The sequence below is a fragment of the Phycicoccus sp. CSK15P-2 genome (genome assembly GCF_016888005.1).
In the GTDB taxonomy this organism is placed as follows: domain Bacteria; phylum Actinomycetota; class Actinomycetes; order Actinomycetales; family Dermatophilaceae; genus Phycicoccus.
The window spans coordinates 160,883-177,805 of record NZ_JAFDVE010000019.1 but is presented as its reverse complement, the minus strand read 5'-3'; the positions used below and the strand labels follow the sequence as shown (position 1 = coordinate 177,805).

The window sequence follows — 16,923 nt, the reverse complement described above, 5'->3', positions numbered from 1 at the left end:
CGCACAAACACCACGACACCGCACGCTACCGACCCCCGTTAGTGTGTCACCGACCGCGCCCACAACCCCCTGACCAGCGCAAACGCAGACAACTGGCCGAAATCACGACCCACCTGTGCAAGTCAGGCCCGGTTCTTCCACGCGATGCTGGACGCCGGCGTGTACCTGCCCCCCAGCGCCTTCGAGTGCTGGTTCGTCTCGGCCGCCCACGACGACGCCGCGGTCGAGCGCGTCCTCGCGGCCCTGCCCGCCGCCGCCCGGGCCGCCAGCGCCGCCACCTCCGGCTGACCATCCCGCCGCCCACGCGTCCCGCGGGGTCAGGGTCTTCCCGTCGGGTCAGGGGGCTGTGGACCCATGACCCGACGGGAAGCCCCTGATCCCGGGTTCAGGCGGGTTTGCGACAATCCGGGGTATGACCGCGTCCTCCGGTGCCGCCGCCTCCGGCGACCCGCAGCGCACCACCGTGCACCTGCTGCGACACGGAGAGGTCCACAACCCCGAGCACGTCCTCTACGGCCGCCTCCCGGGGTTCCACCTCTCCGCGCTCGGCCGTCGGATGGCCGACCTCGCGGCCGAGCACCTGGCCGACCACGACATCGTCCACGTCGCCTCCAGCCCCCTCGAGCGGGCACAGGAGACGGCCGCGCCGCTCGCCGCGGGCCACGGCCTCGAGGTGCACCTCGAGCCGCGGGTCGTCGAGGCCGAGAACGCCTTCGAGGGGCTCCCCGTCGCCGGTGGCAAGGGGCTGCTGCGCCACCCCCGGCTCTGGCCGCGCATGCTCAACCCGCTGCGGCCCTCGTGGGGTGAGCCCTACACCCGGCTCGTCGAGCGGATGCGTGACGCGGTCGTCGACGCCCGTGCCGCGGCCCGGGGGCACGAGGCCGTCGTCGTCAGCCACCAGGCCCCGATCTGGATGATCCGGCTCGCCACCGAGGGCCGCTCCCTCGTCCACAACCCCGCCCGTCGGCAGTGCTCCCTCGCGAGCCTGACCTCGCTCACCTTCCTCGGCGACGAGCTCCTGTCGCTCGAGTACAGCGAGCCCGCCGCGAGCCTCCTGCCCCAGGCGCAGAAGGGGGCCGGAGCGTGAAGGTCCCCGCCGTCCGCCACGTCGTCGTCGGCGTCCTCGGGGTGCTCCTGCTGCTCGGGGCCGGCACCGTGGCCGTCTCGAGCCTCACCGAGGACCCCGACTCCGTGGCGGCCCAGGCCAGGGCGGGGGACCGCAAGGGCTACGTCTCCGGCGACGGCAATGTCGAGACGATCCCGGCTGCGGACCGTGGCGAACCCGTCCAGCTCACCGGTGCCCTGCTGGACGGAACCGCGTGGAGCATCGACTCGACCCGCGGAGAGGTCCTCGTCGTCAACGTGTGGGGCTCCTGGTGTGCCCCGTGCGTCGCCGAGGCGCCCACCCTCGAACAGGTCTGGAAGAACCTCCAGGCCGACCAGGTGCCGGCACGGCTGATCGGCATCGACTTCCGCGAGGAGGCCGAGCGTGGCGCCGCGTTCGTCGCCAAGGAACAGCTGACCTACCCCAGCCTGTCGGACGAGTCAGGCGTGCTCATCTCCTCGCTCCAGGGCAAGGCCTCGACGGTGCCCACGACCCTCGTGCTGGACCCTCAGGGACGCATCGCGGCCCGCGTGGCAGGAGCCGTCGAGGCGTCCACCCTGCGCGGGCTCGTCGACGACGTGGTCGCCGAGTCGTGACGGCGCTGCTCGTCGCCTCCGACACGGTGGCCAACGGGGCGTTGCCGCTGGCCCTGCTCATCGCGCTGCTCGCGGGTCTGGTCTCCTTCGCCAGCCCGTGCGTGCTCCCGCTCGTGCCCGGTTTCCTCGGCTACGTCTCGGCCCTCAGCGGGTCGGCGCCGGCCGCCGGGGCGGCAGGTGCGACATCAGGGGCCGACTCGCGGGCCGCCACAGCGGCCCGTCCACGGACCCTCGTCGGTGCGGTCCTCTTCGTCGCCGGGTTCACCCTGGTCTTCGTCCTCGTGACCGTGCTGGTCACCGGGGTGGGCACGACCCTGGTCCAGCACCGCCGGCTGCTCGAGCGCGTCGGCGGCGTCCTCGTCGTCGCGATGGGCCTGGTCTTCCTCGGCGTCGGGAACCGGTGGGAGGCCCGCATCCACTGGCGGCCCCGGACCGGTCTGCTCGGGGCGCCCCTGCTCGGCGCGGTGTTCGCCCTCGGCTGGTCGCCGTGCATCGGTCCGACGCTGGCCACGGTCACCGTCATGGCCACCGCCACCGTCGACCCGCAGGTCGCCCGGGCCGTCGCCCTCGCGGTCGCCTACGGCCTGGGCCTCGGGCTCCCGTTCATCCTCGTCGCCGCCGGGCTCGACCGGGCAGGACGGGTCTCCGGCTGGCTGCACCGCCACCGGCGCGGGATCCAGGTCGCCGGCGGGGTGCTGCTCGTCGTGGTCGGGCTGCTCCTGCTCACCGGAGTCTGGGAGGAGCTCAACCGGCGGCTGCAGACCGAGCTCGTCTCCGGTTTCGAGGTCGTGCTGTGACCGACGCCGTCGTCCAGCCGCGGCTCGGCGCGGTGGGCTGGGTCCGCTACGCCTGGCGCCAGCTGACGAGCATGCGCACCGCGCTCTTCCTCCTGCTGCTCCTCGCCGTGGCGGCGGTACCGGGCTCGACCTTCCCGCAGCGTTCCATCGACGCGGCCCGGACGGCGCAGTGGATCACCGACCACCAGACGGCCGGGCCGCTGCTCGACCGGCTCGGGTTCTTCGAGGTCTACGCCTCGCCGTGGTTCGCGGCGATCTACCTGCTCCTGTTCGTCTCGCTCATCGGCTGCGTCGTGCCGCGGACCCGCATCCACTGGCACCAGATGCGCACGCGACCGCCTCGGGCGCCCCGCCGGCTCGAGCGGCTGGCCGCGCACCGCGAGACCGAAGTCGACGGCGCGCCCGACGAGGTCCTCGACCGGCTGCGGGCCACCCTGCAGCGGCGCCGCTACCGGGTCCACGCCCACGACGACTCGACGCTCTCGGCCGAGAAGGGCTACCTCAAGGAGAGCGGCAACCTCGTCTTCCACCTCGCCCTCATCGGGGTCCTCGTCGGGGTCGCCTGGGGCCACCTGCTCGGGTGGAAGGGCGACGTCATCCTCCCGGTGGGCCAGACCTTCGCGAACACCCTGATCCGCTACGACACCTTCAGCCCGGGCCCCTGGGTCGACCCCACCGACCTCGACCCGTACACGATCCGGCTGGACGCCATGGACGTCGAGTTCGAGCGCGACGACACCGGCCGCGGCCAGTTCGGGATGCCGCGGGACTTCCGCGCCACCACGACCTTCACCGACGGCGACGGCCGCGCGCAGGAGCGCGAGATCGCCGTCAACCATCCGCTGGAGACCGGGCACGGCACGGTGTTCCTCCTCGGCAACGGCTACGCGCCGCACGTCACGGTGCGCGACGGCGACGGGACCGTCGTCTACACCGACGCCACCCCGTTCCTGCCCGAGGACGACAACTACACCTCCGTCGGGGCCGTCAAGGTCCCGGGCACCGACCCCGCGCTCGGCTTCGCCGGCTTCTTCCTGCCGACCGGCGTCATCGACGACGAGCGCGGGCCGCACTCGGTCTTCCCCGACACCGTCGACCCCCAGCTCGCCCTCACCGCCTTCGAGGGCACCCTGTTCCCGGACGGCTCACCGCGGTCCGTGTACACCCTCGACACCGAGGAGATGACCCCGCTGCCCGGGGGGGACGGCGCCGACCAGCTGCGGATCCTGCTGCGTCCCGGGCAGACCTTCGAGCTGCCGGGCGGGCGCGGGTCGATCACCTTCGACGGCGTCGAGCGGTTCGCCGGGCTGTCCATCCGCACCGACCCCGGCAAGACGCTGACCCTCGGGTCGGCCCTCCTCGCCCTCGGCGGTCTCGTCCTCAGCCTCGTCGTGCGGCGCCGACGGGTGTTCGTCCGGGTTCGCCCGGCCGACACCGCGGGCCGTACCGTGGTCTCCGTCGGCGGCCTGGCCAAGGACGACGACGAGGGCATGGACGACGAGATCGCCGCCGTGCTCACCGCAGACGAAGGACACCGATGACCGACACCACCCTGGCCCAGCTGTCGAACCTCGCCGTGTACTCGGCGATGGCGGTGCTCACCCTCGCGATGACGGCGTACGCGCTGTACCTCGCGCGGCTCGCCCCGGCACGGGACGCCACGGTCGAGGCACCCGAGCGCGAGCTCGTCGCCGCGGGCCCGGGCGCCGACACCGTCGGCTCGGACGCCGGCACTCCGGACGCCGGCACCCCGCAGGCCCCCGCGCCGCCACGGGCGCCGGCGCGCGAGGACGAGCCGGTGGGGGCACGCAAGGCGGCCGGCGTCGGATGGACGCTCACGCTCCTCGGGACCCTGCTCGTCGTCGCGGGGGTCGCGCTGCGGGCGGCCGAGGTGCACCGTTGGCCGCTCGGCAACATGTACGAGTTCGCCCTCGTCGGCTCCATGTTCACGCTGCTCGCCTACGTCGGCTGGGCCCTGCGCCGCGACCTGCGCTGGCTCGGGCTGTTCGTCGTCGGCCCGGTGCTCCTCGTCCTCGGCGCCGCGATCACGGTCTGGTACACCGACGCCTCCGAGCTCATGCCGTCGCTGCGCTCGGTGTGGCTGGCCATCCACGTGACCGTCGCGACGATGTCGGTCGCGGTCTTCACCATCGGCGCCGCGCTCGGTGGGCTGTACCTCGTCCAGCAGCGGATGGAGGGGGGCGGCGGCCCGCGCTCGTTCATGGCCCGGCTGCCCGAGGCGCGTGCCCTGGAGCGGCTCGCCTACGCCGCGCACGTCGTGGCGTTCCCGATGTGGACCTTCACCGTCATCGCCGGGGCCATCTGGGCACGTCAGGCGTGGGGCTCCTACTGGAACTGGGACCCCAAGGAGGTCTGGAGCTTCGTCATCTGGGTCGTGTACGCCGCCTACCTGCACGCCCGCGCCACCACGGGCTGGTCCCGCAGCAACGCGGTGTGGATCGCCCTCGGCGGGTTCGCGTGCATCATCGTCAACTTCGCCGTCGTCAACGTGTACTTCGTCGGCCAGCACTCGTACTCCGGGCTCTGAGCCCGCCGCGATGAACGCCTTCCTGCGCTACACCGTCCTGCGCGCCCTCGTCTTCCTCGGGTGCGTCGCCCTGCTCTGGCTGCTCGGGCTCCGCGGCGAGGACGACACCCTTCTCCTCGTCGTCGGTGCGGCCCTGCTCTCGATGCTCGTCTCGTACGTCGCGCTGCGCCGGTTCCGCGAGGACTACTCGGCCCAGGTCGCCACGACGATCGAGCGGCGCACCGCGGCCCGCCGGGAGCGAGCGGGCGATCGGGCGTCCGACGAGGCCGAGGAGGACGCCGAGACCGGCGCGAGGCCCGCCACCGAGGACGACGACTTCCGCTGAGGGGCCCACCCCGACATGGCCGGGTGCGGCCGACGGCGGTGCGACGGAGCGGCCCCGGCCGGTGCGTCGGCGGCGGGCGGAGGCCCTCAGGCGAAGAGGCCCGACGCGGCGACGCCGACGAGCACGAGGGCGCCGTAGGCCACCTCGAACACGCTCGTCGCCGCGATGACGGGCACGAGCGCCGGGCCCACCGCCCCGGAGCGGACCACCCGGGCCGCGCGGCTCCCGAGGACGAGCGACAGCATGGCCAGCAGCGTCCACGGCTCCCACCACGCCAGGACGAGCAGCGCGACGACGGACGCCCCCACGAGCTCGACGTACAGCTGGCGGGTGCGCTCCTCACCGAGACGCACCGCGAGGGTGCGCTTCCCGTGCTCGGTGTCGGTGGGGATGTCGCGCAGGTTGTTCGCCACGAGGATCGCCGAGGCGAGCGCCCCGACCCCGACCGCGCCGGCCAGCCCGAACCACGACACCGAGCCCGACTGCGTGTACTCGGTGCCGAGCGTGGCCATCAGGCCGAAGAAGACGAAGACGTAGACCTCGCCGAGCCCGCGGTAGCCGTACGGGTTGTCACCGCCGGTGTAGCGCCACGCCGCGAGAACCGCCAGCGCCCCGAGCGGGAGCATGACCCACGCCTGGGACAGCGCGACGAGCACCAGGCCGAGGACCCCGGCCGCACCGAAGGAGACGAACGCTGCGGTCCTGACGTGCCCCGGCCGTGCCAGGCGCTGCCCGACGAGCCGGACCGGGCCGCTGCGGACCTCGTCGGTGCCACGGATGCCGTCCGAGTAGTCGTTCGCGTAGTTCACCCCCACCTGGAGGGACAGCGAGACGAGGAGCGCGAGGAGGGCACGGACGGCGTCGGCCCCGTCGACCCGCAGGGCGGCGGCGGTGCCCACGAGGACGGGGGCCACGGCGGCCGGCAGCGTCCGCGGGCGCGCGCCGGCCACCCACTGGCTGAGGGAGGCCATCGAACGGTCAGATGCCCTTGAGGAAGTCGGGGTCGTCGTCCGGGCCGCGCGGCGGCTGGCGACGCTGCTCGCGCTCGTGGACCTCGCGGGTGTGCCGGTCGCGCTTCCAGTGGGCCTCCCAGCGCTCCTGCTGGGTCATGTACTGGGTGCTCGTGTGCTTGTCCGGCCGCCCGGCCACCAACCACGCGACCGGGCCGACCACGGGGAAGAGGAGGATGACGAAAAGCCAGGGCACCTTGGGCAGGTTCCGGACGATCACCTCGTCGGTCTGGAGGCAGTCGATGACGCAGAAGACCGTGAGCGCCAGGCTCAGGAGGTAGGGCAGGTACCGCAGCACCGGGTCATCATTCCACGTCGAAGCGGTCGGAGACGGCACGTCGGTTCGGTTTGCCCGGGCCACGCAGCGGGACGGCGTCACCGCTGAGCACCAGACGGGGCAGGGCGTGGTCGGGGACGGCGCCGCGCAGCGCGGCCCGGACGTCGGCGACGGAGGGGGCGGGCAGGCCGTCGTCGAGGACGACGAAGAGCCCGACCGCCTGGCCCCACTCGGGGTCGGGGAGACCGACGACGACCGCGTCCCGGGCGCCGGGCAGCCGGTCGAGCACCGCCTCCTCGACCACCCGGGGGGCGACCTTGAGCCCGCCGGTGACGACGACGTCGTCGCGCCGACCGTCGACGTGCAGGCGGCCGTCGTCGTCGAGGTGTCCGACGTCGTCGGTGCGGAACCAGCGGCTCCCGTCCGGGCCGGTGACGAACACCTGGGGGGTGAGGTCGGGTCGGCCGAGGTAGCCGTGGGCGAGGGTCGGGCCGCCGAGGACGACGCGGCCGTCGTCCTCGAGCCGGACGGCGCTGCCGTCGAGCGGGTGGCCGTCGTACACGCAGCCGCCGGCCGTCTCGCTCGTCCCGTAGGTGGCGACGACGCCCACCCGGGCGGAGGCGGCCTTCCGGCGCAGGGCGGGAGGGGTCGCGGCACCCCCGACGAGAACGGCGTCGAAGGCGCGCAGGGCCTCGGCGCCGTCCGGGTCGTCCAGCAGCCGGAGGACCTGGGTCGGCACGAGGGCCGTGTAGTGACGGGCCCCCGGCTCGAGCCGGGCCGTGGCCTCGGCGAACCGGAGCATCGAGAAGGGCGGGGTGAGGTCCATCGCGACGGGGGTGGTGCCGGCGTCGACCGAGCGCACGAGGACCTGGACACCCGCGACGTGGCGCGGGGGCAGCGCGAGGAGCCACTGGCCCGGCCCCCCGAGCCGGTCGTGGGTGGCCCGCGCGCTCGCCGTGAGGGCCGCCGCGCCGAGCATCGCGAGCTTCGGCTCACCGGTGGAGCCCGACGTGCCGACGACGACGGCCAGGTCGTCCGGCAGCGCCGCGGGGTCGTGCTCGGGCAGCGCGGGTGGAGGCCGGTCGCCTCGGTGCGGTGCGACGGGGGCGCCGCCGGCCAGGGCGGTGCGCAGCCGGTCGAGCAGCGCGGGGACGTCCGCGTGCCGCGGCGCCGCGACGGGCTCGACCACCATGCGCTCACTGTAGGAGCCGCTCGGAGCCTGCCGGGACGGGTGGCCGAGCGTGGTCGCGCGCGGGACCATGGGTGCGGCGCCGGAGGAGGTCGGCATGGACGCAGCGTTCGCGGCACACCTGGAGCGGGTCCGCGCCCGTCGAGGCGAGCTCGGCGAGTCGATGGCGGCCCTCGACGCGGCGCTCTCGCTGCCGGTCGGCCTCGGGCCGGTGTGGCGGCGCAGGGTGCGGGCGGCCCTCACCGAGCTCGCGCACGACCTGCGCGACCACGTCTCGCTGACCGAGGCCCCGGACGGCCTCTACGCCGACCTGCGGGCGCACGCACCGCGGATCGCGAACGGGGTGGAGGCGCAGCTGCGCGAGCACGAGGAGTTCCTCGGGGAGGTCGACCGGCTGCTCGGGCAGCGGGACGAGGGCTTCGACGGTCCGGAGGCGGTCGCCGCCCACCGCGAGGCCGCGACGGCGCTCATCGGGCGTCTCGTGCGGCACCGACAGCGCGGCTCGGACCTCATCTACGCGGCCTACGACGTCGACATCGGCGGCTCGGACTGACCCGAGCCCGGCTGCGGGCGGCCGTCAGCCGGTGTTGCGCAGCCCGGCGGCGATGCCGTTGATCGTGAGGAGCAGAGCCCGCTGGAGGTCGCTGTCGGCCGGCGCGTCCTCGGGCAGGTCGCGGCTGCGGGCGAGCAGGGAGGTCTGCAGCGCGTGCAGCGGCAGCAGGTAGTCGTCCCGGATCTCGAGGGTTCGCCGGAGCAGCGGCGCGGACTCGAGGAGCTCGGACTGCCCGGTGACGGCGAGGACCTCGTCGACGGTGCGCGCGTGCTCCTCGCGGACCTGGTCGAACAGGTGCGTCGCGTCGTCCGGGACGAGCTCGCGGACGTAGCGCGCGGCGATGTCGAGGTCGGTCTTGGTCAGCGTCATCTGGACGTTGGAGAGGAAGGTGCGGAAGAACGGCCACGACCCGTACATCTCGGCGAGGGTGTCCGCCCGACCCGCCTCGCGGGCCGCGGCGAGGCCGGAGCCCACCCCGAACCAGCCCGGCAGGATGATCCGGGACTGGGTCCAGCCGAAGACCCACGGGATGGCACGCAGGTCGGAGAGGTCGCCGTCGCCGCCGGGCCGCTTGGCCGGACGGGACCCGATGTTCATGTTGCCGAGCTCCTCGACCGGCGTCGCCGTGACGAAGAACCGGAACAGCGCGGGGTCGCGGACCAGGCCGCGGTAGGCGTCCTTGCCGGCCTCGGCGACGAGGTCCATCGCGTCGTTCCAGCCCTCGAGCACCTCGGGCGGCAGGAGCGAGCGACGGTGCAGCACCGAGCCCTCGAGCACCGCGGCCAGGGCGTTCTCGAGGTTCCAGCGGCCGAGCCCGGGCAGCGTGTACTTGTCGGAGATGACCTCGCCCTGCTCGGTGATCTTGATCGGACCGTCGAGGCTGCCGTTGGGCTGGGCCATGATCGCCTCACCGGTCGGGCCGCCGCCCCGGCCGACCGAGCCGCCGCGGCCGTGGAAGAGCCGCAGCACGACCCCGTGCTCGCGCGCGATGTCACGCAGCGCCCGCTGCGCCCGGTGGATCTGCCACTGCGAGGCGGCGATGCCGGCGTCCTTGGAGGAGTCGGAGTAGCCGAGCATGATCTCCTGCACGTCGCCGCGCGCCGTGACGACGCGGCGGTACGAGGGGTCCGAGAGCATCGCCTCGAGCAGCGGGCCGGCCTGCTCGAGCTCGGCCACGGTCTCGAAGAGCGGTGCGAAGCCGATCCGCGCGGTGGCGGGCTCGGTGTCGCTGCCGGTGTCGACGAGCCCGGCCTCGCGGGCCAGGACGACGACGGCGAAGATGTCGTCGACGTCGTGGGTCATCGACACGATGTAGGTCTCGACGACGTCGGGTCCGAAGCGGTCGAGCGCGTCCCGGACGGCGGCCATGAGCTCGAGCGAGGCGGCCGACGCCTCGGGGAGGTCGAGCCGGTTCGTCCCGAGCAGCGGCCGGCGCGACGCGAGCTCACCGGAGAGCACGGCCGTGCGCTCGGCCCGCTCCAGCTCCGCGTAGGGCGTGTCGAGCTCGCCGAGCCGGTCGAAGAGCCCCGCGAGGGCGTCGTGGTGCTTCTCGCTGTGCTCGCGGACGTCGAGCGTCGCGAGCCCCATCCCCACGGCCGTCGCGGTGCGGATGAGGCGCAGGATGCCGCCGTCGCCGGTCAGCCGGTCGCCACCGGCGAGCATCGACTCACGGACCAGGGCGAGGTCGTCCAGGAGCTCGCCGAGTCCGAGGTAGTCGCGGCCGGGCTCGTGCGCCGTGCCGTGCGCGAGCCGGTCGCGGGTGCGCTGCAGCCGCACCCGGACGTAGGTGAGCTTGAGCCGGTAGGGCTCCTCCGCGTTGAGCCGCCGGATGGTCCGGTGGGTGACGGGCAGCGCCTCCGCGTCCCGATCGAGGCTCTCGCGCAGGGCGTCGGTGATGCTCACCACGCGGGTCGAGGAGCTCATCTCGACGAGCAGCGCGTCGACCGCGTCGGCCAGGGTCCGCAGCCCGAAGTCGTGCTGGAGCGCGAGGACGTCGAGGGTGACCTCCGGGGTGACGAACGGGTTGCCGTCGCGGTCGCCGCCGGCCCACGTGCCGAAGCGCAGCGGCCGCGCGCCGGGCGGCAGCGAGACCCCCACCGAGCCGAGCGTGCGGTCGAGCTCCTCGAGGAGGTCGGGCACGACGCGGTCGGCGAGCGAGCGCAGGTAGTAGATGGCGGTGCGGGCCTCGTCCTTCGGCTCGGGCCGGGTGACCCGCAGCTCGTCGGTCTGCCAGAGGAGGTCGACGAGCTCGGCGAGCCGGCGCTCCAGCCGGGGGGTGTCGGCGGGGGAGCGCAGCGGGTCGGAGAGCGCGGCGACGACGTCGGCCACCTTGCGCAGGAGCTCGAGGACCGAGCGGCGGCTCGCCTCGGTGGGGTGAGCGGTGAAGACCGGCCGGTACTCGACGCGGGCGAGGACCTCGGCGAGGGCGTCTGCGTCGAGGCTGCCGTCCTCGAGCGCGGTGCCGATGCGCCCGGCCGTCGCGGCGAGCGGCCCCTCCTCGCCGCCGGCGAGCTCGCGCCAGCGGTAGAGCTGCTCGGTGATGTTGACCAGCTGGAAGTACGCGGTGAAGGCGCGGGCCAGGCGCACGGCCGTGGCGTCGTCGACGTCCGCCAGCGCGTCGTGCAGCTCGTCGTCGCGACCCTCGCGGGCGAGGAGCCGGACGCGCTCGACGAGGTCGAGCAGCTCCTGGCCCTCGTGTCGGATGAGCGCCTCGCCGAGCAGCCCGCCGAGGAGCTTGACCGACGCGCGCAGCGCGGCATGGTGCGCGTCGGAGGTCACGCCGCCCGCGTACTGGGCGACGTCGGGGACCCGGTGGTCCGCGGCGATGAGCTGCTCGGTGCTCGGGTGCGTCATGCCCCCAGTCTGGTGGAGAGTGGTGTGGCCCGCGTCACGGCGTCCGCTCGGCGAGCTCGAGCGTCCGCTGCGCCCGCCGCGATGTGTCGCGGTCGTCGGCCTCAGGCTGGCCCCGGGGCCCAGCCCTCGACATCGGGATCCGCCACGATGGCCGTTGCGGCGAACTCCGGACGGAGCTCGAGCTCGTCATCGAACTCGCCGTTGAGGTTTCTGACGAAGGTGTCGGCCAAGCGATGACCCATCGGGCGGAAGGTCACGTAGGTCAGTCCGCCGGACACGACACCGCCGAGAACCGGTACGGCCTTCGTGATCGTCTTCTCCACGGTCTTCTTCGTGATCTTCAGTCCGATGATGGCCCCGACCTTCTTGACCAGCGGGTACCAGGCCGTCTTGGTGAGCGCTTGGGATGCGACCTTCTTACCGAGGTTGGCGCCCGCGACCTTCGACGTGCTCGACACGAGTGAGGCTGCGCCGGCTGCACCGAACATCGCGCCGAGGTAGGCGATGACCCGCATCTGGGCTGCCTCCGACAGTTCTCCGCCCGCCGAGTCGAAGAGCTCGTCCTCGCCGAAGAGGTAGGCGATCTGCTGGGCGAGATTGATGGCGAACCCGAAGTACTGGGCGACGTCCGCTCCCCCCGACGCGACCATGAGAGCCGGGTTGCCCGGCAGCCCGGTCACGAAGGACGCGGCGGAGGTCTTGGCAGTGCTGTTCTTGATGAGGGTCGTCGCCTTCTTCCGGAGCGACTCGAGGGAGTAGACGGCCTGCGGACCCTGCTCCAGGATCACGTCAAGGTGCTCCGAGCTGCCGAACTGCTTCCTGAGAAACGCTTCACGGTCCACCCGGACGACCGGGAGCTTCGCGACCGCACCGATCGTCTGCAGGGTGGTGGCGTACAGCTTGTCCTGAGAAGCGTCCACCATGAGCGGGACGCTACCTCCCCGCGGCCTCGGGCACCGGGGCTTCGGTGCAAGCGCCGTGCTCCCGGAGGCCTGTCGAGGGTTGAGCGCCTCGGCCCGGTCGAAAGCCACGCGCACACAGCCGAGCCCGGCGGCCCGGTGAGCCCCGTCATGATCCGAACCGCTTGGCAGCCATCGCCTTCAGGTACCCCTTCTTCAGCGCCCGCTCGGCACTGTCCCGAGGGGTGGAGAAGAAGTCGCGCTCCGAGGCCGACAAGCCGCTCGACGCGATCTTGGTGTGTATCAGTGCAAGCGTGCAACACAGATCGGCCGCCTGGAACAGGCTGTACTCGGACGGGACGACCTTGCGCACCTCGACGGTGGAGAGGTGAGCGCTGAAGACGCTGTTGACGACGTTCGTCAGCTCCTTCTGGCCACTGTCGTAATAGATGACGATCCGCTCCCAGGGGGTGAAGAACGCCAGGTTCTCGCGGATGAACGCGCTGACGGTTCGCGAGATCTGGCTGACGAGCTGGTCGGTGTCGGCGGCCTGGCGCTTGTGGAACACGAAGGACTCGTGGCTGACCTCGCACCGGCGGACGAAGTCGACCAGGACACGGAAGAGCGCGCGGCGTTCGCGCATTCCCATCCAGCGGTACTCGTGCTCCCGGCGGACCAGAGGACCGGTGTGGATCGGGTGGTCTGCATCGAGGCCGCGCGCTACGAGGGCAGCGTGAATCCTGTCGAGGTGACCGGTGATGTCATCGCTCTGGTCATGCATGACGAGGCTGACGATGTAGAACGGCGAGTGCGGCTCGAGTGGGCCGAAGACGCCCGACTCGTCGATGAAGATGCTCAGCTCGCGCACGGGGTGGTCCTGATACACAACTTGAGGCGGGCGATGCCCGCCTCAAGAGGGTGGCGGGGGATGTCCCCGCCTAGAGGGTGGACCGGGGCCTGACGGCCAGTCCAGGGCCCCAACCCTAGCAGCCGGGCGTGATGGTGCAGTGCCGGCCGAGGATGTGCGCCCCGGTCAGAAGTACCAGGGGAAGGGTGACCAGTCGGGGTCGCGCTTCTCGAGGAACTGGTCGCGGCCCTCGACGGCCTCGTCGGTCATGTACGCGAGCCGGGTGGCCTCGCCGGCGAAGACCTGCTGGCCCATCAGCCCGTCGTCGACGAGGTTGAAGGCGAACTTGAGCATCCGCTGCGCCTGCGGCGACTTGCCCATGACCTCGCGGGCCACGGTGAGCGCCTCGGCCTCGAGGTCGGCGTGGTCGGCGACGATGTTGACCGCACCCATCCGCTGCATGTCCTCGCCGGTGTACGTGCGGCCGAGGAAGAAGATCTCGCGCGCGTGCTTCTGCCCGACCATCTTCGCGAGGTAGGCCGAGCCGTACCCGGCGTCGAACGAGCCGACGTCGGCGTCCGTCTGCTTGAACCGCGCGTGCTCGCGCGAGGCGACGGTGAGGTCGCAGACGACGTGCAGACTGTGCCCGCCGCCGGCCGCCCAGCCGTTCACGACGGCGACGACGACCTTGGGCATCGTGCGGATGAGCCGCTGCACCTCGAGGATGTGCAGCCGCCCGCCCTCGGCCTTCGTGCGCAGCGCGTCGACGGTGTCGGCGGTCTCGCCCTGCGCGTACTGGTAGCCCGAGCGCCCGCGGATGCGCTGGTCGCCGCCCGAGCAGAACGCCCACTTGCCGGCGCTCCCGGTGCCGTCCGGGCCGGGGCCGTTGCCGGTGAGCAGGACCACGCCGACGTCCGGGGTGCGGCGGGCGTGGTCGAGGACGCGGTACAGCTCGTCGACGGTGTGCGGCCGGAAGGCGTTGAGCACCTCGGGCCGGTCGAAGGCCACGCGCACACAGCCGAGCCCGACGGCCCGGTGGTAGGTGAGGTCGGTGAGGTCCTCGAAGCCAGGGACGTCCTCCCACGCCGAGGGGTCGAAGGTCTCGCTCACTCCGTCGATCGCGCTCACGGCCGCAAGGCTAGCGGCGCCTGTGGAAAACCCAGCGGGCGCCCGGGCCGGCTGCGGCAGGCTGGAGGCCGTGAGGGCCTCCGCGGGGGCGGCCCGGCGGAAAGGGGGAGAGCCGTGGACGGGGACGCCGAGATCCTGCGCTTCGGACAGCGTGGATGGGACGACGAGTGGCGGCCGCCGGCGGAGCCGTGGGACGAGGACGTGCGCTACGGCGTCCCGACACCGGCGCCCTCCCGGCCGTGGGACGCCCTGCTCGACGAGGTCCTGGGGGAGGGCGCCTCGGGCCGCGCGCCGAGCGGGCGGCTTACCCAGGTCGTCCTCGTCGGCGACCGCGTGGTCGACGTCGTCCGGCGTCCGGTGGCCGGCAGCGAGTACGAGTGCGTCGCCCTCGAGCTCGAGGACGAACGGCGCCGCCACCGGCAGCCACCGCCGCTGCCCGAGCCACCCGGCCACGAGAAGCAGCTCGACTGGCTGGCGCGGGTGGTCGGCGGGGTGGAGACGCTCATGTCGCTCGACACCGAGCCGCTGCCGGCCGAGCCGGTCGACTTCTCGGCGGTGTCGCTGCACCTGCGCGACCGGGCCGCCGCGCTCGACGCCCGGCTGGCCGAGGTCGTCCCGCGGCTCCTCGGCGACGAGGCGCTCACCGCGGCCCGGCGTCTGCTCGTGCGGGCGCTGGGCAACGAGCCCGGTGTGCTGACCCGCAGCGACCGCGACGACATCGCCGCCGGGGCGGTCGTGTGGGCCGTGGGCCGCGGCAACGACCTCGTCGGCCCGAACCGGCCGGTCCGCTCCACCACCGTCAGCGACGCCCTGGGCCTGCGGTCCTCGCCGTCGCAGCGGGGTGAGGCGTTCGCCCGGGCTGCGGGCGGAGGCGGAGTGGCGCCGTGGGCCTACCACCGCGCCGAGCCCGACGTGATCCCCCTCGGCGACCCCGGTCTGCTGCTCGCCCGGTTCCGCCGCCGCGTCGTCGCGACCCGCGACCTCGCTCTGGCCCTGCGCGCCCGCACCCCGCGCCCGGGCTGAGGGGTACGGGCCTACGGTGGGCGGGTGACCGTCCCGGACCTCGACGCGCTGCTCGACGCGGCGCACGTCGTCGCGGTGCCGACGCGGGTGCGCTTCCGCGGCATCGAGGTGCGCGAGGCGGTGCTGTTCGACGGCCCAGCCGGATGGGGCGAGTTCGCGCCGTTCCTCGAGTACGGGCCGGCGGAGGCCTCGCGATGGCTGGCGTCAGCGGTCGAGGCGGCGTGGGACGGATGGCCGGAGCCGGTCCGCGAGACCGTACCCGTCAACGCGACCGTGCCGGGGGTGCCGGCGGCCGGCGTGCCCGAGGTCCTCGCCCGGTTCCCCGGCTGCACGACCGCCAAGGTCAAGGTCGCCGAACCCGGGCAGACGCCGGCGGACGACGTCGAGCGGGTCGCGGCGGTGCGCGACGTCCTCGGGGCGTCCGGCAGGGTGCGGGTCGACGCCAACGGCGCCTGGTCGGTCGAGGAGGCCGCCGACGCGCTCGCCCAGCTCGCGCCGTTCGGCCTCGAGTACGCCGAGCAGCCGTGCGCCACCGTCGAGGACCTGCGCGACCTGCGGCTCGTCCTCGCCCGCCGCGGCGTCGACGTGCCGGTGGCCGCCGACGAGTCCGTCCGCAAGGCCGAGGACCCACTGCGGGTGCGGGACCTCGGCGCCGCGGACGTCGTCGTCGTCAAGGTCGCCCCGCTCGGCGGCGTGCGGCGGGCGCTCGAGGTGGTCGAGGCGTGCGGGCTGCCGGCCGTCGTGTCCTCCGCGCTCGACACGAGCGTCGGCATCGCCGCCGGCGTCGCGTTGGCGGCCGCGCTGCCCACGCTCGACCACGCCTGCGGGCTGGGCACCGTCGCACTCCTCGCCGGTGACGTCGCCGCCCGGCCGCTGCTCCCGGACCGCGGGGTCCTGCCGGTCGGCCGGGTCGCCGCCGACCCCGCGCTCCTCGACCGGTGGGCCGCGTCGCCCGACCGCGTCGCCTGGTGGCGCCACCGCGTCGCCGCCGCTCACGCCGTCCTCGCCGAAGGAGCACATCGATGACCGAGCCCCTCGCCGTCCGCTGGCCGTGGCTGTTCCTCGACACCCCGCGCGCCGACGCCGAGACCTCGTGGCGGTTCTGGTCCGAGGCCACCGGCCTGCCGGTCCTGGACCGCCGCGGCCACACCGATGAGTTCGCCACCCTCGGCGTGCACGCGGGCGACCCCTGGGTCAAGCTCCAGGCCGTCGACCGCGGCCCGGGCGGCATCCACCTCGACCTCGACGTCGACGACGTCGAGGTGGCAGCCCGGACGGCCGTCGCCCTCGGCGCCGACCGGACCGGAGCCGTCGGTGACACGGTCGTCGTCCTGCGCAGCCCCGCTGGGCTGCCGTTCTGCCTCACGACCTGGCAGGGTGAGCAGGACCTCGTCCGGGACGGCGCCGACGAGCTCGTCGACCAGGTCTGCCTGGACCTCCCGCGGGACGTCCACGACGACGAGGCCGCGTTCTGGCGGGACCTCACCGGATGGGAACAGCGCTGGTTCGACGACGAGCCCGAGCTCAGCGCGCTCCGTCGCGCGCCGGGGATGCCGGTACGCCTCCTGCTGCAGCGCCTCGACGAGGACTCCGGGCCGGCGCGCGGCCACGTCGACGTCGCGTGTGCCGACCGTCGGTCGTCCGTGGCCCGGCACGTCGCCGCCGGGGCCGAGGTGGTCCGGGAGCACGAGGGGTGGACGGTGATGCGCGACCCGGTGGGTCGCGTCTACTGCCTCACCGGACGCAGCCCACAGGCACCGGCGGGGGAGTGAG

Annotated in this window: 17 protein-coding genes and 1 pseudogene; 11 read left to right on the top strand and 7 right to left on the bottom strand. The window is 73.6% G+C overall.

The features are described 5' to 3' along the window. Positions 1–126: 126 nt before the first annotated feature. The 7 genes and pseudogenes from JQN72_RS11965 to JQN72_RS11935 all read left to right on the top strand — a co-directional run. Positions 127–288, top strand: a pseudogene (locus tag JQN72_RS11965) (aspartate aminotransferase family protein); the annotation flags it as partial. A gap of 124 nt (positions 289–412) precedes the next feature. Beyond that, a complete protein-coding gene (locus JQN72_RS11960; RefSeq protein ID WP_204135416.1) occupies positions 413–1,087 on the top strand; it encodes a histidine phosphatase family protein in 675 nt (224 codons plus the stop codon). Beyond that, positions 1,084–1,701, top strand: coding sequence for a TlpA disulfide reductase family protein (locus JQN72_RS11955; protein WP_204135415.1), 618 nt, complete (start codon positions 1,084–1,086; stop codon positions 1,699–1,701). Before JQN72_RS11960 ends, JQN72_RS11955 begins: the two co-directional genes overlap by 4 nt. Further along, positions 1,698–2,498 (top strand): cytochrome c biogenesis CcdA family protein, encoded by an 801-nt coding sequence (locus tag JQN72_RS11950; protein ID WP_307812643.1) that lies wholly within the window; start codon positions 1,698–1,700, stop codon positions 2,496–2,498. Before JQN72_RS11955 ends, JQN72_RS11950 begins: the two co-directional genes overlap by 4 nt. After that, positions 2,495–4,039, top strand: coding sequence for a cytochrome c biogenesis protein ResB (locus JQN72_RS11945; RefSeq protein WP_307812642.1), 1,545 nt, complete (start codon positions 2,495–2,497; stop codon positions 4,037–4,039). The genes JQN72_RS11950 and JQN72_RS11945 overlap by 4 nt, the downstream gene beginning before the upstream one ends. Continuing rightward, complete coding sequence (gene ccsB / locus JQN72_RS11940) at positions 4,036–5,046, top strand: c-type cytochrome biogenesis protein CcsB (RefSeq protein WP_204135414.1); 1,011 nt, start codon at positions 4,036–4,038, stop codon at positions 5,044–5,046. Before JQN72_RS11945 ends, ccsB begins: the two co-directional genes overlap by 4 nt. A gap of 10 nt (positions 5,047–5,056) precedes the next feature. After that, positions 5,057–5,371, top strand: coding sequence for a DUF4229 domain-containing protein (locus JQN72_RS11935; protein ID WP_204135413.1), 315 nt, complete (start codon positions 5,057–5,059; stop codon positions 5,369–5,371). An 86-nt stretch (positions 5,372–5,457) separates the two neighbouring features. On the opposite strand, the gene JQN72_RS11930 is transcribed toward JQN72_RS11935, so the two are convergent. From JQN72_RS11930 to menE, 3 genes are read right to left on the bottom strand one after another with little or no spacing between them, the layout of a single operon-like run. Beyond that, the gene (locus JQN72_RS11930) at positions 5,458–6,342 is read right to left on the bottom strand and encodes a 1,4-dihydroxy-2-naphthoate polyprenyltransferase (protein WP_204135412.1); all 885 of its coding nucleotides are present in this window, start codon (positions 6,340–6,342) and stop codon (positions 5,458–5,460) included. Between the two features lie 7 nt (positions 6,343–6,349). Continuing rightward, positions 6,350–6,679 carry a PLD nuclease N-terminal domain-containing protein gene (locus tag JQN72_RS11925; RefSeq protein WP_204135411.1) on the bottom strand — a complete coding sequence of 110 codons (330 nt, stop codon included), beginning with the start codon at positions 6,677–6,679 and terminating at the stop codon, positions 6,350–6,352. A 7-nt stretch (positions 6,680–6,686) separates the two neighbouring features. After that, positions 6,687–7,850 (bottom strand): o-succinylbenzoate--CoA ligase, encoded by a 1,164-nt coding sequence (menE, locus tag JQN72_RS11920; RefSeq protein ID WP_204135410.1) that lies wholly within the window; start codon positions 7,848–7,850, stop codon positions 6,687–6,689. Between the two features lie 94 nt (positions 7,851–7,944). Between menE and JQN72_RS11915 the strand changes: the two genes are divergently transcribed. Further along, on the top strand, positions 7,945–8,400 hold the full coding sequence (locus JQN72_RS11915) for a hemerythrin domain-containing protein (RefSeq protein ID WP_204135409.1): 456 nt from the start codon (positions 7,945–7,947) through the stop codon (positions 8,398–8,400). Positions 8,401–8,424: 24 nt separating this feature from the next. Here JQN72_RS11915 and ppc read toward each other — a convergent pair whose 3' ends face one another. The 4 genes from ppc to JQN72_RS11895 form a co-directional block, all read right to left on the bottom strand. Beyond that, positions 8,425–11,253, bottom strand: a complete 2,829-nt coding sequence (gene ppc, locus JQN72_RS11910; protein ID WP_204135408.1) for a phosphoenolpyruvate carboxylase — start codon at positions 11,251–11,253, stop codon at positions 8,425–8,427. Positions 11,254–11,354: 101 nt separating this feature from the next. Then, positions 11,355–12,176 (bottom strand): hypothetical protein, encoded by an 822-nt coding sequence (locus JQN72_RS11905; RefSeq protein WP_204135407.1) that lies wholly within the window; start codon positions 12,174–12,176, stop codon positions 11,355–11,357. A 145-nt stretch (positions 12,177–12,321) separates the two neighbouring features. Next, positions 12,322–13,020, bottom strand: coding sequence for a DUF3800 domain-containing protein (locus tag JQN72_RS11900; protein WP_204135406.1), 699 nt, complete (start codon positions 13,018–13,020; stop codon positions 12,322–12,324). A gap of 165 nt (positions 13,021–13,185) precedes the next feature. Continuing rightward, positions 13,186–14,127, bottom strand: a complete 942-nt coding sequence (locus tag JQN72_RS11895; RefSeq protein ID WP_204135405.1) for a 1,4-dihydroxy-2-naphthoyl-CoA synthase — start codon at positions 14,125–14,127, stop codon at positions 13,186–13,188. A gap of 114 nt (positions 14,128–14,241) precedes the next feature. Between JQN72_RS11895 and JQN72_RS11890 the strand changes: the two genes are divergently transcribed. From JQN72_RS11890 to JQN72_RS11880, 3 genes are read left to right on the top strand one after another with little or no spacing between them, the layout of a single operon-like run. Beyond that, the gene (locus JQN72_RS11890; RefSeq protein ID WP_204135404.1) at positions 14,242–15,150 is read left to right on the top strand and encodes a hypothetical protein; all 909 of its coding nucleotides are present in this window, start codon (positions 14,242–14,244) and stop codon (positions 15,148–15,150) included. A 24-nt stretch (positions 15,151–15,174) separates the two neighbouring features. Next, entirely contained in the window at positions 15,175–16,176 is a 1,002-nt protein-coding gene (locus JQN72_RS11885) for an o-succinylbenzoate synthase (RefSeq protein ID WP_204135403.1), read from the top strand. Continuing rightward, positions 16,173–16,922 (top strand): VOC family protein, encoded by a 750-nt coding sequence (locus JQN72_RS11880; protein ID WP_204135402.1) that lies wholly within the window; start codon positions 16,173–16,175, stop codon positions 16,920–16,922. The genes JQN72_RS11885 and JQN72_RS11880 overlap by 4 nt, the downstream gene beginning before the upstream one ends. The last annotated feature ends 1 nt before the right edge of the window (position 16,923 follow it).